This is a genomic window from Ramlibacter sp. AN1015, from assembly GCF_037726105.1.
Classification (GTDB): Bacteria; Pseudomonadota; Gammaproteobacteria; order Burkholderiales; family Burkholderiaceae_C; genus Ramlibacter.
In genome coordinates this window covers 544,090-558,667 of record NZ_JBBJUM010000001.1, presented here as the reverse complement: position 1 = coordinate 558,667, position 14,578 = coordinate 544,090, and the positions used below count along the sequence as shown (strand labels likewise).

Genomic DNA, 14,578 nt, shown 5'->3' with positions numbered 1-14,578 from the left:
CTCGCGCGCGCTCTGGCGCTCGGGCTCGTGCTCCTGACGCTGGCCCTCGGCGCCGCCCGGGCCGAACCGACAGACATCGCCGCCTTGCGCGTCGAGCGCACCGACGACGGCCTGCTGCTGTCGGCACAGGTGCGCTTCGAGCTGCCGGCGCCGGTAGAGGACGCGCTGCTCAAGGGAATCCCGATGGTGTTCGTGGCGCAGGCGGTCGTGCTGCGCGACCGCTGGTACTGGTATGACAAGCAGGTTGCCGAGGACATCCGCTACATGCGCCTTTCCTACCAGCCGCTGACGCGCCGATGGCGGCTGCAGGTCACCAGTACGCCCTTGGGACAGAACGGCGGCGGCGCCCTGGGGCAGAGCTTCGACACGCGCGACGAGGCGCTCGCGGCCATGCAGCGGATCTCCGGCTGGAAAGTCGCTGATTCCTCCGAGATCGACGCGAATGCGCGTCACGAAGTGGTGCTCGACTTCCGGCTGGAGCTGTCACAGCTGCCGCGGCCATTCCAGATAGGCGTGGTGGGGCAGCCCGAGTGGAGCATCGCCGCCAGCCGGTCGGTACGGCTGCCCCCCGAGGGGGGCCGATGAATCGTCCGCCCGCACCCGCGCCCGCACCGGCGCCGACACCGGGGCCGACACCGGGGCCTGACCTCGAGTCCGGACCGCCGCCAGGATCGGCCGAGGCTGCCAAGCGCCAGCGCAGCGCGCGTGCCCTGCGCTGGGCCGTGCTGGTGGGCGCCACCGTGATGGTGGGCATCGGCATCGTGCTGCTGTTCCTGCTGGCGCAGGCCACCAACAACCGCGAGCTGTACGAGCGCAATTACGGGCGCCTCTTCATCATCAATGTGGTGGTGGCCGCGCTGCTGCTGGTGGTCATCGCGTGGATGGCGCTGCGCCTGTTCTCGCGCCTGCGCCGGGGCAAGTTCGGCAGCCGGCTGTTGATCCGGCTTGCCGCCATCTTCGCGCTCGTCGGCCTGCTGCCGGGCATGCTGATCTACGTTGTGTCCTACCAGTTCGTCTCCCGCTCCATCGAGAGCTGGTTCGACGTGCAGGTCGAGGGCGCGCTCGACGCCGGCCTGAGCCTCGGCCGATCCACTCTCGACGTGCTCGCCGGCGACCTCGCCGGCAAGACCCGCAATGCCGCCAACCAGCTGGCCGACACCTCGGATGCTGCCATTCCCGTCGTGCTCGAACGCCTGCGCGAGCAGCTGCAGGCCAACGACCTCATTCTCTGGAGCGGCAGCGGGCAACTGATCGCCAGCGCCGGGCAGTCGCGGTTCCAGCTCAATCCCGAGCGTCCCAGCCCGCAGCAGCTGCGAACCGCCCGCACGCAGCGCGCACTGTCCGTCATCGAAGGATTGGACGAAGGCCTGCCGACGGCGCTCAAGAGCGCGCGCATTCGCGCGCTGGCGCTCGTTACTCCTTCGAACTTCGGCTTCCTGGGCGAGCCGCGCTATCTGCAAGCCACCCAGCAGCTGCCTGCGACGCTGGTGGCCAACGCCATCGCAGTACAGGAGGCCAACCGCGAATACCAGCAGCGGGCGCTGGCGCGCGATGGCTTGCGTCGCATGTACATCGGCACGCTCACCCTGAGCCTGTTCCTCTCGGTATTTGGGGCCGTGCTGCTGGCGGTGGTGCTGGGCAATTCGCTGGCGCGGCCGCTGCTGCTGCTGGCGGCCGGCGTGCGCGAGGTCGCAGCCGGCGACCTCAGCCCCAAGCCGGTGCTGCAGGGCAAGGATGAACTCGGCGGACTCACACGCTCCTTCGCCGACATGACGCAGCAGCTCGCCGACGCCCGCGCCGCGGTCGAGAAAAGCATGGGCGAGGTCGATGCTGCGCGGGGGCGCTTGCAAACCATCCTGGACAACCTCACCGCCGGGGTCATCCTGCTCGACCCGGAGGGGCGCATCCTGTCGGCCAACCCGGGTGCGACCCGCATCATGCGCCTGCCGCTCGCCTCGCTGCAGGGCCAGCCGCTCGCAACCGCGCCCGGGCTCGAGGCGTTCGGCGCGGCGGTGCAAGCGCAGTTCGCGGAGTTCCACGCCGAGCGCCTGCAGCACGGGCTCGACCACTGGCAACAGTCGTTCGAGCTGCACGCACCCGCCCAGCCGGGCTCGCCGCGAGCCATCAGCGCGCTCACGCTCGTCGTTCGCGGTGCCGAAATGCCCGCCGGCATCACCGGGCAGCCGGCCCACCTGCTGGTGCTCGACGACATCTCGGAAGTCGTCTCGGCGCAGCGGGCACAGGCCTGGGGCGAGGTCGCGCGGCGGCTCGCCCACGAGATCAAGAACCCGCTCACCCCGATCCAGCTGTCTGCCGAGCGGCTCGAGATGAAGCTCTCGGCCAAGCTCGGCGAGCCCGAGCGCGCGATGCTCGCGAAGTCGGTGCGCACCATCGTTGATCAGGTCGATGCCATGAAAAGGCTGGTCGATGAATTCCGCGACTACGCCCGCCTGCCGAGTGCCGAACTCAAGCCGGTGGATCTCAACGGTCTCATCGGCGATGTGCTCCACCTCTACGGGCGCGAGGCCGGCGAGGCCGCCGCCGTCTCGGCGCAGGGGCGGGTGCGCATGGAGCTCGATGCGTCGTGCCCGCCCGTGCTCGGCGACGCCATGCAACTGCGCCAGGTGATCCATAACCTGCTGCAGAACGCCCAGGATGCGGTCGAAGGCCGCCCGCAGCCCGAGGTGACGCTGCGCACGCAGTGGAACGAAGTCTCTCGCCGGGTACGCCTCATCGTGCAGGACACCGGGCCGGGATTCCCGGAGCACATCCTCAAGCGTGCGTTCGAGCCCTACGTGACTACCAAGGCGAAGGGCACAGGCCTCGGGCTGGCGGTGGTCAAGAAGATTGCCGACGAACACGGCGCACGTGTCGATCTGAAGAACCGGTTGCAAGACGGCACGATTACTGGAGCGCAAGTGTCGCTATCATTCGCAGTTGCGGCATAGCCACAACGCCCCTGCAAGCCGCGTGGGGCCTGGGTCCAGAAACACATGGCAAACATCCTGGTGGTCGATGACGAGCTCGGCATACGTGACCTGCTGTCGGAAATTCTCAACGACGAAGGTCACAACGTCGAGTTGGCCGAAAACGCGGCCCAGGCGCGCGCCGCGCGACAGCGACTGCGCCCCGATCTGGTCCTGCTGGACATCTGGATGCCCGACACCGACGGCGTCACGCTGCTCAAGGAGTGGTCCACCACCGGGCTGCTGACCATGCCGGTCATCATGATGAGCGGCCACGCCACCATCGAGACGGCCGTCGAGGCGACCAAGATTGGCGCCCAGTCGTTCCTCGAAAAACCGATCACCCTGCAGAAGCTGCTCAAGGCCGTCGAGGCGGGCCTCACGCGGACCACGCCCGCCGCGGCCGCCGTGGCGCCCGCAGCCGCCGCGTCCGGCCCGCGAACGATGTTCGCCCCACCCGCAGGTGCGGCCCCGATGATGGTCTCTGCACTGGCGGCTGGGGACCTCACGGTCGAAGCCGCCATGACAGGCGGCCAGAGCCTGCCTCCCGCCATGGACATCGGCCCGCAAGCCCGGCAGACATTCGAGCTCGACAAGCCGCTGCGAGACGCGCGCGACGAGTTCGAAAAATGCTATTTCGAGTACCACCTCGCCCGCGAAGGCGGCTCCATGACCCGCGTGGCCGAGAAAACCGGCCTCGAGCGCACACACCTCTATCGCAAGCTCAAGCAACTTGGCGTCGATCTCTCCCGCGGAAAACGCGGGGGGTCATGAGGTATACTCGCAGGCTCTGGCCCGGTAGCTCAGTTGGTAGAGCAGCGGATTGAAAATCCGCGTGTCGGTGGTTCGATTCCGCCCCAGGCCACCAGTCTTCATGCGCCTCAGCGCCCGTTTTGGGTTCTGGGGCGTTTCTACAACCGGCGTGGTGTTTCTACAAAATTGGCAGTGGGCCGCCGAGCTCTTCGAGTGTGTCGATGAGGCGGTGCAGTGGGGTGCTTGGGTTTTTCTCGCCATCCGCTTCCGCATCTCGGAGGGACTGTTCTGCACGCGTGCGCGCTTCGGGAAGTCGATCCAGAAGTAATCGAAAGAGGTCCTTCGTACCTCCCTTCGAGTATTCCGTCATCCCGACCTTCCTACGAAGCTCCTGTATGACGCAATCGGCGGCAGAATTGTTACCCGCCCGCTGAAAGGGGGCACGCGTATAGCCGAAGTGCAAGAGCAGCCAGTACTCAAAACAGGGATAGGAGGCAAGCACGCTTACCTTTGCATGTCCTGCAGCCGCGGCGATTGCCTCATCGAAGTTCGCGTGAGAGTCTCTGTCAATAACGCAGTACACCCGCTCGTAACCGGAACTGCGCCGAACTGCTGACTCGACAATGCCGAGAGGGTCGGTGCGCCCGCAGTGCGCAAACTCAACCGCAGCAGATGAGCGGCTCAACATCGCAGCATCCTCGAGGTAAACCTTTGCCGACTTCGTGTCTTCGCACAGTACTAAGACTCGTGGTTGCGGGCGGAAACGTGCACCGCGCCGCTCGAAAGACGCCGTACTCCGAGCCACGTCACGTGCTCCGCAAAATCGGGAGACCCCTGTAGCGCCCTTCGTAATAGCGTTTCTCGACATCTTCGCTGTCGCGCCCTTGGAACTCGTGAATAGACCTAAGTTGGGTAGATCCATCAGCTGCCCGCTCAGTAATCCAGATCTGATCGCGGCGGAGCAGTTTCGTATCCATCAGGTGGGTGTCGTGGGTCGTGAAAATCAGCTGTGCCCTGGTGTCGCTAACGATGTGACGCCGTACGAGAGCTTCGACGGCTTTCGGATGAAGACTGCTGTCCATCTCATCGACGATCAGGCCACTTCTGCGGACCTTTCCGTCCCCATTAAGTGTTAGCCAAGGCAGTGCGAATCCGATTAGGTTTTTGGTTCCTCCCGACTCTTCGTCGAGCTCAAACGATGCGTCACCGAGAGCCGTACGGTGAACTAGAGTTGTCTTTGCTCTGTTGGCGGAAAACGCCGCTCGTACCTTCTTTTGGTCCATCCCTTCGTCCGAGAAGATCTCCTTAAGGGCAGGGGCATCCGGAGGCAGTTCGACCGAGATCTCTGCAATGGGAATGTCGATGTCCGAGAGCAGAGTGGCCACGTCAGTTCTGAAGCTCGGGAACTCGGCCATTAGGCGCTCAGATACTTCCACCGCGCCTCTGAAGCTCCCCTCAACAATCGACAACTCACTGAGCCATGTGAACGGGATGCGGAGCTGCTTCAGGTCCTCGCTGCTGTTGGCGACTGCCTGGGCAATGAACAACATACGTCCGCCGGTGAGCTTGCTCCATGCATCTCGCAGTTCCGGACTCGCCTCGAAGGTGGCGCCGAACTCATACTTATCGCGGTCTCCCTGGAGCGTGCGCTCATAGAGTAGATCCGGTCTCCCTTTCGTATATTTGATAAGTCGCTCCAAGTGAATTCGCTCTGCCGTGGAGGAGAGTTCAAACGAGTAGCGTGTCTTCTGCGCGATGAAGTGCCATTCGAACTTCGAGGGCTCTTGGTGCAAGTCCGGGTCGAACCTGAAAGGAGCGACCGGAAGCTTCGCGGCGTCAGGAGCGGCCACTCGATGGGTCAGCCGAGTAGCCACCGAGAGCGCTCGTACAAGGGAGCTCTTTCCCGAGGCGTTCGGCCCGTAGATCGCGGCGACCGTCAGTAGACGCGGGAAGTTTTCCCCATCAACTTCTGCGGGCACGGTGTTCGCCCGCCTGTGAAGGCGCGGCGCTGCAACCATCGAGAAAGTCTGTCGCGTCCGAAAAGATCGAAAGTTCTCGACTGAAAATTCAATGAGCATCGGTTTTTCTGCGTCTCGGACCTGGCCAAAGGCCCGACTTTACTCCATCGGTGTTCGAGCTGCAGAAATTTGGCAGTTCACCGGAGTGGCCTGACTCTCTCCCCGACGCGTGTCCGGACGTAGTGCTCCGTCATGTCCCGGTTTTTGTGGGCAAGGAGCTTCTGTGAGTGGGCTAGGTCGCCTGTGTCGGTTGCGGCCTTGGCGCGGAGATCGCGGAACTGGAAGCTGACGCCTGCCGCTCTGCGCGCCTTGTCGAAACCCTTGACGTCGAACCGAGTTGCACACCGCGCCGGTCGGTTCGTCGCAAGCGCCGACCGCCGCCGTGGACAACTCTCTGCTCACTCACCTTCGAAGTAGTCGGCGTCGATTCGCTTCAGTTCGTATGACCCAGCCATAGATACTCCTACGTTGTGATCGACCATCAAAGATGCCAGCTCTCGTCCTCCGAGGAGCACGATCTTTGTGGAGATCACGGCCGCGTATTCCGTTGCTTCCCTGGTGTAAGAGGAAGTCGTGATGAACACGCCTTTGCTCGCGCGGTGACCTTGGAGAGCACCAGCAAACTTCTGGATCTCAGGCCGCCCGACAGGGTTTTCCCAGCGCTTGGCTTGGATGTAGATTACGTCGAGCCCGAGGCGGTCCTCCTTGATTATTCCGTCGATGCCGCCGTCTCCGCTCGCTCCAACGGCGCGCCCGGCATCCTGTCTGCTGCCGCCGTATCCCATCTTTACGAGAAGGTCGACTACCAACCGCTCGAAAAACGCGGGAGTGGAGGCACGCACCTGATCTAAGACTTCGGTCTCGAGCTCCTCTCGCAAGCGCCTGTAGGCAGAAGCCAGCACATCTTCTGGCGTCTGCGTGGGGGTACGGTCAACAGGTGAAGCTGTGTCAGAAGGCTTGGAAACAGTGCCAATGTCCGAACCTAAGGTCTCCCGCCGACGGTTCTTGAACTCCCGGAACTCCTCGAATCGGTCGAGCACTTCCCCATCAATTTTGGACGGGTTCGAAGCGAGCAGCTGCTTTCCCCTGTCGGTGATCGTGAAGACGCCGCGCTTGGGGGATGCGAGAAGCCCCGCCTGCTTAAGGTAAGTTCTGGCCCAGCCAACGCGGTTGTCGAACAAGGGTGCGGTTCCACTGGGGAGGAGCTCATTGCGCTCTTCTGGAGAAATGCCGAAGTGAGCAGCCAGCGCCTCCACAGCATCCCTGAATCTATGCTCTTCGCCGTCGCCAGCAAGCCTCAAGAGCGGCAGCATCGCAGTCTGGTAGTCAGGGATCGGCATCTTCTACAAAAGGTGAAAGAGGGGCGGTTGTCCACAGCTACGAGCCGGCACCTAAAGAGGAAGGCTTTGAAGATGCTGCCGTGGCTAAGTATCTGATTGTCTTCGGCTTTTCCGAAGATTAAAAATCCGCGTGTCGGTGGTTCGATTCCGCCCCAGGCCACCAGATTCCAAGGCCAACGGTTCTCGGTTGGCCTTTTTGATTTTTGGCTTTCCCCGCGCCTCGCGGGATCGCGGCGAATTCTTCGTGTGCCGCCGGCGCGCACGGCAAGCGCGGAACTGCCGCCATGAGCGCTCCCCTTCGATTCCTTGCTGCCCTCTGTTCTCAAAAACCGTGGAGAACTGCGTTGATGTGGCACGCGCAGCACCTATTGCTCTTCAACGTGAGCCTGCGGCTGCCGGTGCTGGAAGAGACCCGGAATCATCCAGCCCGGCGCGTTCGTCGAACATCGGGAGGGAAGCGTGAAGCGCTGCGGGCTTGTGCGCTCGACACAGGTCGATGCCGGGATGCCGGAGGTCTGGCAGACGCGGAGTGCAAGGCCATGCATACCCTTTACCAGCAGTCCCGCCAGTTGACTCCGAATCCGCTGCTGCATCGATCGGGCGTTCAATGGGTCGATGCGCTGTCGATCAGCGTCCGGCCAGTGATTACGTGCTGGTTCATGACGTTGCCCTGCGCGGCCAAGATGGCGCCATTTGCTGCTTGCGCCTGGCTTTGAAACTTCCCGGCGCTGTACAGGCCGGACCGCACGCGCTTCCCGGGTGCAGCTCGCCTAGCCAGGTGCATATGCGCGTGCCCTCAAGATTGGCCGCACGACCGCGTATAGTGCGCCGCGTGAATAGCACCCCCCTCCGTCCTGCTGACAACGCAGCAGCATCGACGCTACCGGCTCAGCTTGAGCTGTCGCAAGGGCGTGGCGACTGGGTGCAGGCGGTCATGGTTACATTGCTGGCGTGGCTAGCCTTGTTGTGCGCCGGGCTCAGCGGCACCCCTGGTGTCGCTTCGCACCAGCTGGCAGGCAAGATCGCCGGCAATGGGCAGCATTTTCAGCGTCAAGCGGGGACCTCTCACGCCGCCCGCGCCGCACGGCGCGATTCCCCGGCGCTGGCGGCGACCCAGCAGTTCGCGCACGCGTGGCACGCTGCGGGCATTGACGATGTTGACGGGCCACTCCCCGGTGGCCACTTCACATTTTCCAATGATGAGTGCCATGCTGATGAGGCGCCGCCTTCGAAGCCTGCGCCGCGCCTGAAGCCACGCTACCGCGCGCACCCGAGCCGCGCACCGCCGCTGTTGGCCTGACGCCCCGCGCGCATCCGCTGCGCGCGACCTTCACCCTCCCGAAGCCAGCGTGCGCACGCCACGGTGCTGTGCGCGCCCGTCAGAGCCGTTCATGAAGAATTCACCCTCCCTGGTGGCCATGTACCTGGCCATCATCCTTGCGGGCCTGCTCTTTGCATTGCCCAACGTCCTGCCAGCCTCCGTCCTGGAGCGCTGGCCCACCTACCTCCCCAACCAGCCTGTCGCGCTCGGCCTGGACCTGCGCGGCGGCTCGCACCTCGTGCTGGAGGTGGACGGCACCGAACTTCGCCAGGAGCGCGTGCGCAACCTGGCTGAAGACTCCCGGCGCATGCTGCGCGACGCGGACATCCATTGGCGCAGCATCTCCGCGAGGGAAGGCAGCGTGTCCATCGTACTGCGCTCGCCAGAGCAGCAGGATCGCGCCCGGGAACTCCTCGCCGCGCTGGCGAACCCGGTCGGCGCGGTCCGGCACGATGTCGAGGTGGGGCAGAACGCCGAGGGCATCACCCTCACCCTGACCCCGGAAGGCCTGCACCAGTCCGTCGGGCGCGCGGTGGAGCAGAGCCTCGAGGTCATCCGCCAACGGGTGGACCAGGTTGGAGTGTCCGAGCCCACCATCCAGCGCATCGGGGCCGACCGCATCCTCGTGCAGCTGCCCGGCCTGCAAGACCCCACGCAATTGCGTGCGCTGCTCGGATCGACTGCGAAGATGAGCTTCCACCTGCTCGGCGATGCGTCCAGCCCGGACGGCATCCGGACGCTGCGCGACGACGGGGGGAATGCGTACCCCGTGCGGAACACGGTCGTGCTGAGCGGGGATCGGCTGTCGGACGCCAGCGCCGGGTTCGACCAGCAGACGGGCGAGCCCACGGTCAACTTCCGGTTTGATCGCGCGGGCGCTCGGGAGTTTGCCGACATCACGCAAATGAACGTCGGGCGCCCCTTTGCGATCGTGCTGGACGACAAGGTGCTCAGTGCGCCCGTGATTCGCGAACCCATCATTGGCGGATCGGGCCAGATCTCGGGCAGCTTCAGCGTCCAGGAGGCGAGCACGCTCTCGGCGCTGCTGCGCGCCGGGGCCCTGCCGGCCAAGCTCACCGTGATCGAAGAGCGCAGCGTCGGCGCCGATCTCGGCAGCGACGTCATCCAGAAGGGCATCTACGCGGGGATCGCCGCGTTCGCGCTGGTGTTCCTCTTCATGTTTGTGCTCTATGGCGGATGGGGGCTGATCGCAAACATCGCCCTGGCGCTGAACGTCGTGCTGACCATCGCGGGCATGAGCGTGCTGGGTGCGACGTTGACCCTGCCCGGCATCGCCGGCATCGTGCTGGGCATCGGGCTGGCCGTGGATGCGAACGTGCTCATCAACGAGCGCATCCGCGAGGAAACGCTGAAGGGCAAAGGCGCCCTGTCGGCGATCGATGCCGGCTTCAAGCGCGCGTACGCAACCATCATGGACAGCAACGTGACCGCCCTGATCGCCACCTTGCTGCTGTTCTGGTTCGGCTCGGGTCCCGTGCGGGGCTTTGCCATCACGATGGCGCTGGGCATCGTGATCTCGATGTTCACCGCGGTGTCGGTGGTCAAGGTGATGATGCTTTCCGTCGCGCGGCGCGGGCGCCTGAAGACCATCCACATCCGGCCGTTGTTCGGGTTCCGGCTCGTGCCCGACGGTACCGGGTTCGACTTCATGAAGCGGCGCTTCGCCGGTCTGGGCCTATCGGCGCTGCTCGTGTTCGCCAGCGTGGTGCTGCTGTTCAAGCCGGGGCTGAACTTCGGCATCGACTTCCGCGGAGGCATCCAGATGGAGGTGGCCGCCAGTGCGACCGAAGACCTGTCGCGCTACCGCGCGCAGCTGGAAGGCCTGGGTCTCGGCGAGGTGTCGCTGCAGACCGTGGGCGACGAACGTCGCCTGCTGGCGCGCGTCGAGCGGCAGCCCGGCGGCGAAGTCCAGCAGACCATCGCCGTCGAGCGGCTGAAGGCGGCCATCCACGCGGTCGATCCGCAGGCCAGCTTCGAACGCACCGAAGTGGTCGGGCCCAAGGTGAGCGGCGAGCTTGCCACCGCCGGCGTGCTGGCCGTCTTCCTCGCGAGCCTGGCCATGCTGGTCTACATCTGGGCGCGCTTCGAGTGGCCCTTTGCGGTCGGCGCCATCGTGACGCTCGTGCTCGACGTCGTGCTGTCCTTGGGGGTGTTCGCAGTGACGGGCCTCGACTTCAGCCTCACGGCGATTGCGGCCTTGTTGACGCTGGTGGGGTACTCGGTCAACGACAAGGTGGTCGTCTACGACCGCATGCGCGAGAACCTGCGCAGCCAGCGCAAGGCGTCGCTGCGGGATGTGATCAACCTGTCCATCAACCAGACCTTGACGCGCAGCCTCTATACGTCGGTCACGGCGTTCCTCGCCGTGCTGCCGCTGGCGGTCTGGGGCGGTCCCGCCGTGGCGAGCTTCGCGATTCCCATGGCGGTCGGCATCGTCATCGCCGCGTGCTCGTCCATCTTCATCGCGGCCCCCATCCTGCTGTTCCTCGGCGACTGGCGCGGGCGGCGTGGTGGGGGCGCGATGTGCGCGGCGGACCCCGGCGACCGCACATCGGTGGCACCGTCGCGGCCGCGCAGCGTTGCGATGCCGGCGGAAGGTGGTGTGCGGGCTTGATGCCGCCTCAGCGGTTCGAACTGGGCGGAGTTCATCGAACCGCTCCTACAGGAGCGCGAACTCGTGCGCGGAAGACTCGGCACCAAAGGAGATCGATATGAAAGTGCTTCTCTGGATCATCGGCATCATCTTCCTCATAGGCCTGCTCGTGGTGTTTGGAATCGGGGGCCTGATCTTCTAGCGCAGGAGACTGTGAAGCGTGCCAATGCTGAGCTTTCTGCCGCGTGTCGCGATCTTCGTCTCGGCCGATGCTCCGTGCCGGACGCAACGCCCCTGTCGCGGCTGCTGGAGACCCTGCTAGATCAGCGCCAGCACATCGCTCTCGTCGTCGGCGAATACGGCGAAACCAAATCAGCGGCGCACGGGAGCGCTTGCCTTCCCGTTGACGGGCCGCTGCCATCATTTACAAGCCGGATTGTTCTGATCCCTGCCGCTTGCTGGAGCCGCGCCGTCATAGCTTCTGTGCTGCCTCGACCGTCGCAGCGGCCTCTTCCAAATCGCCCGGCTGCAACCCTGGTGCCGCCTGCAAGCCCGGTGCCTGAGCAAGGCAAAGCTGCGCAAATATGGGATAGTGGTCTGAACCGAAGTTGGGCAGGCGCTCAAACTCGAGCAGCCCCAGATCCTTTTGGAACAGCACCTGGTCGAGCGGCCACGACTTGATGATGCTGCCTGCTTCGTAGGTCGGGATGAACCCCCGCCCGACGCGAGGGTCGAGCAAGCCTCCGATCCGCATCGCCCGGCGTACCGACCGTTCCCACGGCACCGCATTGAAGTCGCCGGCCAGGATAGTGGGCACGTGGGCCTCCCGGGCCTCCAGTGCAATCTGCATGAGGTGCGCGTCGCGGCTGGTGGTCGGCTGTGACCATGCCTGGGGCGGCCTCGGGTGCATCGCGAACAGCTGGACACGCTTGCCGCTTGGCAGGCGAACGCCAGACGAAAGCGTCGGGGTAGGCTCTCCAAAAAGGAAGCGAAATTCCGGCTCGACGAGCTCGAAGCGCGAGAACACGTGCATGCCATAGTAGGCGTGGTCGTCCGGGATCGACTGCACGACGTCGGAAAAGCGGCCGCGCAACGTTGAGAGGCGGCGGTCCCACCAAGCGTCAGTTTCAAGTACCACAAGCACGTCTGGGCGGTACCGGGCAACGAGCTCCAGAAATGGCTCGGCCAGCTCGTTGTCCCGCTTCACGTTGGCAACGAAAAGCCGCAGGCGCGAGTCTTCCGTGCAGGTGTCGAGCACGACGGCGGACGGTTCAGCGAACGGCAGGTACGGGTGCAGCCGGTACGAGTGGTAGCCCAGCGCCAGTGCGGAAACGACGAGCACCCCAAGCCAAATCGGCCTTGGCGTGCGCCGGGGCCGCGCCACCAAGAGCCACAGTGCCAGCAGCGCCACGATAGCAATGAAGAGCTGTACGCGGATGAAGTCCATGTACCGGACCCACCACGTGTCGGTTTCGACCCAGGGCAGCAGCGAGGCGACGCATGTCGCAGCGAGCAGCAGCAGGATCACGAAGCCGGATGTTCGTCGCAGGTCGGATAAAGCCATCGATCCCTCGAGCTGGTGTGTCCCACTCTACGAGGACCGGTTGGCTGCGTGTGTAGACGGACTCCGCGGCAGGCCGTGCGGAACGGCCGACGCAGCCGCGGACCGGTCTTCCAAGATCAACCGTTCGACTGCCTCCTGCTCCGCCAGCATTCCACCGATGCTCCGCTTTGAGCCGAAGTTCTCGTATCCGATGAAGACGATGAGGAGCGCCAGCGCCGCGATTCGCGCCGTCTCGACGAGTCAGGATGGAGGTGATCGCGTCGCGATCACGCAAGGCCAGCGACCAGCTCTTTGCCGGAGCTGTCATCGGGTGGCGGACTGGGTCAAGGCGGGTTCAGCGGGCGGACGAATAGGGCTTGTTACGCATGAGGCTCACGACCAGGGTCACGATGGTCAGCGGGGCAACGAAACTCAGCATGGCCGAGGAAAAGGCGGGCAGCGCGTCGTGGTGCTGCGAGGCCATGATCAGGTAGGCCACATACGCCACGTAGTAGGCCAGCAAGACGCCGCCTTCCCAGCGCGCGATCTCGCGCCCGCTCAGGAAGACCGGCAGACATGCGAGTAGCGCGGCCAGCATGACCCAGATGTCGAACGCAAGGATGGAGGGCGCCAGGGTCAGGCCGGCGCCCCCGGAGATGAGCCCGCTCAGACCGAGGCAGCCCAGGATGTTGAAGGTATTGCTGCCCACCACGTTGCCCACCGCGATGTCGCGCTCGCCTTTGAAGGCGGCAGCGAGCGAAGTGGCCGCCTCCGGCATCGAGGTGCCGGCCGCCACGATGGTCAGGCCGATGACGACGTCGCTGACACCCAGCGCCTTTGCGAACACCACAGAGGCGGACACTAGCCAATCGGAGCCGACGACGAGCAGAGCCAGCCCGGCCGCGATCAGCGCCACCTGGGCCGGCCACCGGGCGTCCCAGGCGCCGGGAGCGGCAGGCTTCAGTTCGGCGTCGAACTCCGTGGTGTTGCTGGCCGACTCGCGGCGCGACTGCAAGATCAGGAAGACGGTGTAGCCCACCATCAGGGCCATCAGCAAGGCGCCGTCGAACACACTGATGCTGCCGTCGATCCCGAGCACCAGCAGCAGCAGCGCCGCGCCAATCATGATGGGGACCTCCTGCCGGATCAGCTGCAGGTTGACGAGCAAGGGTGCCACCAGGGCGCTGACGCCGAGGATGAACAGCACGTTGAAAATGTTGCTGCCTACCACGTTGCCCACGGCGATATCGGTCTGGCCGTCGAGTACGGCGCCCGCCGAGACGGCCATCTCGGGAGCGCTGGTGCCGAAAGCCACGATGGTGAGCCCCACTACCAGCGGCGAGATGCCGAAGGACAGCGCCAGCTTCGAGGCGCCGCGCACCAAGGCGCTGGCACCGAGGACCAGGGCAACGAGGCCGGCGGCGAAAACGAGAGCTTGGATCAGCATGACTACACCTTGCCTAATGGGACGTGCAGGGGAGCGGCCACTGCAGCGCACGCAGGCTGCGCCAGTTCGAATGCCGTGATCATGCCCGACCTCGCCATACCAGTCCCTGCCCGGCGAGGACGCCGGAGCCTTTCATAGCAGTGCATGGCGCTTGCCGCAGGCTTGCCAAGCCGACAGCACATTGCCTCGAGGGGGGCGGTGGCCATTCTTACCCTGTCGCCGCACACCGCCGTACAAGCAGGCGCACCAACGTTTGCGAGCGATGGATGTCTATACGCTCATCACCGCTCAAGACAAGAGTAGTCATTTCAGAGCCGTTTCGGGTAACAACCAATTCGTACCGCTCTTCTGCGCGTGCGCGTAGCACGACCTGTGCCCCTGTCAGCTCAATTGAGCGGCGTTCCCAGCGCCATAGGCCTGACTTCTCCTCGAGTTGCAGGGTGCATGGCGACAGCAAAGCAAAGCGCCTCTCCGGCTCAGAATCACGGCCAAGCAAGTTGAGTGCCTCGACTTGCTCGGAGGTCGAAAGCGATGGGACATCGAGGTAAGGCTCGTCCTCGGTCGGGTATCCATCCG

General features: G+C 64.7%; 12 protein-coding genes and 1 tRNA gene. 8 read left to right on the top strand and 5 right to left on the bottom strand.

Annotated features, from left to right (window positions below; genetic code table 11):
• Positions 1-27 precede the first annotated feature (27 nt).
• From WG922_RS02685 to WG922_RS02670, 4 genes are all read left to right on the top strand, one after another.
• Positions 28-585, top strand: a complete 558-nt coding sequence (locus WG922_RS02685) for a DUF4390 domain-containing protein (protein WP_340280441.1) — start codon at positions 28-30, stop codon at positions 583-585.
• On the top strand, positions 582-2,948 hold the full coding sequence (locus WG922_RS02680) for a sensor histidine kinase (RefSeq protein WP_340280440.1): 2,367 nt from the start codon (positions 582-584) through the stop codon (positions 2,946-2,948). The genes WG922_RS02685 and WG922_RS02680 overlap by 4 nt, the downstream gene beginning before the upstream one ends.
• 45 nt (positions 2,949-2,993) lie before the next feature.
• On the top strand, positions 2,994-3,740 hold the full coding sequence (locus tag WG922_RS02675; protein ID WP_340280439.1) for a response regulator: 747 nt from the start codon (positions 2,994-2,996) through the stop codon (positions 3,738-3,740).
• An 18-nt stretch (positions 3,741-3,758) separates the two neighbouring features.
• Positions 3,759-3,834 (top strand) — tRNA-Phe (locus tag WG922_RS02670).
• Between the two features lie 63 nt (positions 3,835-3,897).
• Here WG922_RS02670 and WG922_RS02665 read toward each other — a convergent pair.
• The 3 genes from WG922_RS02665 to WG922_RS02655 form a co-directional block, all read right to left on the bottom strand.
• A complete protein-coding gene (locus WG922_RS02665) occupies positions 3,898-4,407 on the bottom strand; it encodes an RloB family protein (RefSeq protein ID WP_340280438.1) in 510 nt (169 codons plus the stop codon).
• Positions 4,408-4,525: 118 nt separating this feature from the next.
• Positions 4,526-5,797 carry an AAA family ATPase gene (locus WG922_RS02660; protein ID WP_340280437.1) on the bottom strand — a complete coding sequence of 424 codons (1,272 nt, stop codon included), beginning with the start codon at positions 5,795-5,797 and terminating at the stop codon, positions 4,526-4,528.
• A 338-nt stretch (positions 5,798-6,135) separates the two neighbouring features.
• The gene (locus tag WG922_RS02655) at positions 6,136-7,050 is read right to left on the bottom strand and encodes a restriction endonuclease (RefSeq protein WP_340280436.1); all 915 of its coding nucleotides are present in this window, start codon (positions 7,048-7,050) and stop codon (positions 6,136-6,138) included.
• 311 nt (positions 7,051-7,361) lie between these two features.
• Here WG922_RS02655 and WG922_RS02650 point away from each other — a divergent pair, with 311 nt between their 5' ends.
• From WG922_RS02650 to WG922_RS21950, 4 genes are all read left to right on the top strand, one after another.
• On the top strand, positions 7,362-7,793 hold the full coding sequence (locus tag WG922_RS02650) for a hypothetical protein (RefSeq protein WP_445322779.1): 432 nt from the start codon (positions 7,362-7,364) through the stop codon (positions 7,791-7,793).
• A 116-nt stretch (positions 7,794-7,909) separates the two neighbouring features.
• Positions 7,910-8,377, top strand: a complete 468-nt coding sequence (locus tag WG922_RS02645) for a hypothetical protein (RefSeq protein WP_340280435.1) — start codon at positions 7,910-7,912, stop codon at positions 8,375-8,377.
• Between the two features lie 91 nt (positions 8,378-8,468).
• Positions 8,469-11,033 carry a protein translocase subunit SecD gene (gene secD, locus WG922_RS02640; protein WP_340280434.1) on the top strand — a complete coding sequence of 855 codons (2,565 nt, stop codon included), beginning with the start codon at positions 8,469-8,471 and terminating at the stop codon, positions 11,031-11,033.
• Between the two features lie 97 nt (positions 11,034-11,130).
• Positions 11,131-11,214, top strand: a complete 84-nt coding sequence (locus WG922_RS21950) for a hypothetical protein (protein WP_445322785.1) — start codon at positions 11,131-11,133, stop codon at positions 11,212-11,214.
• A gap of 270 nt (positions 11,215-11,484) precedes the next feature.
• Here the strand turns inward: WG922_RS21950 and WG922_RS02635 are convergent, their stop codons facing one another.
• Together WG922_RS02635 and WG922_RS02630 are read right to left on the bottom strand one after the other, a co-directional pair.
• On the bottom strand, positions 11,485-12,576 hold the full coding sequence (locus WG922_RS02635) for an endonuclease/exonuclease/phosphatase family protein (RefSeq protein ID WP_340280433.1): 1,092 nt from the start codon (positions 12,574-12,576) through the stop codon (positions 11,485-11,487).
• A 334-nt stretch (positions 12,577-12,910) separates the two neighbouring features.
• On the bottom strand, positions 12,911-14,002 hold the full coding sequence (locus WG922_RS02630) for a calcium/sodium antiporter (RefSeq protein ID WP_340280431.1): 1,092 nt from the start codon (positions 14,000-14,002) through the stop codon (positions 12,911-12,913).
• Positions 14,003-14,578: the final 576 nt, after the last annotated feature.

Bases quoted from the DNA above. Each gene is read 5' to 3' on its own strand.
- WG922_RS02680 (WP_340280440.1), top strand. From the start codon at position 582: ATGAATCGTCCGCCCGCACCCGCGCCCGCACCGGCGCCGACACCGGGG.
- WG922_RS02675 (WP_340280439.1), top strand. From the start codon at position 2,994: ATGGCAAACATCCTGGTGGTCGATGACGAGCTCGGCATACGTGACCTG.
- WG922_RS02665 (WP_340280438.1), bottom strand. From the start codon at position 4,407: ATGTTGAGCCGCTCATCTGCTGCGGTTGAGTTTGCGCACTGCGGGCGC.
- WG922_RS02660 (WP_340280437.1), bottom strand. From the start codon at position 5,797: ATGCTCATTGAATTTTCAGTCGAGAACTTTCGATCTTTTCGGACGCGA.
- WG922_RS02655 (WP_340280436.1), bottom strand. From the start codon at position 7,050: ATGCTGCCGCTCTTGAGGCTTGCTGGCGACGGCGAAGAGCATAGATTC.
- WG922_RS02650 (WP_445322779.1), top strand. From the start codon at position 7,362: ATGAGCGCTCCCCTTCGATTCCTTGCTGCCCTCTGTTCTCAAAAACCG.
- secD (WP_340280434.1), top strand. From the start codon at position 8,469: ATGAAGAATTCACCCTCCCTGGTGGCCATGTACCTGGCCATCATCCTT.
- WG922_RS21950 (WP_445322785.1), top strand. From the start codon at position 11,131: ATGAAAGTGCTTCTCTGGATCATCGGCATCATCTTCCTCATAGGCCTG.
- WG922_RS02635 (WP_340280433.1), bottom strand. From the start codon at position 12,576: ATGGCTTTATCCGACCTGCGACGAACATCCGGCTTCGTGATCCTGCTG.
- WG922_RS02630 (WP_340280431.1), bottom strand. From the start codon at position 14,002: ATGCTGATCCAAGCTCTCGTTTTCGCCGCCGGCCTCGTTGCCCTGGTC.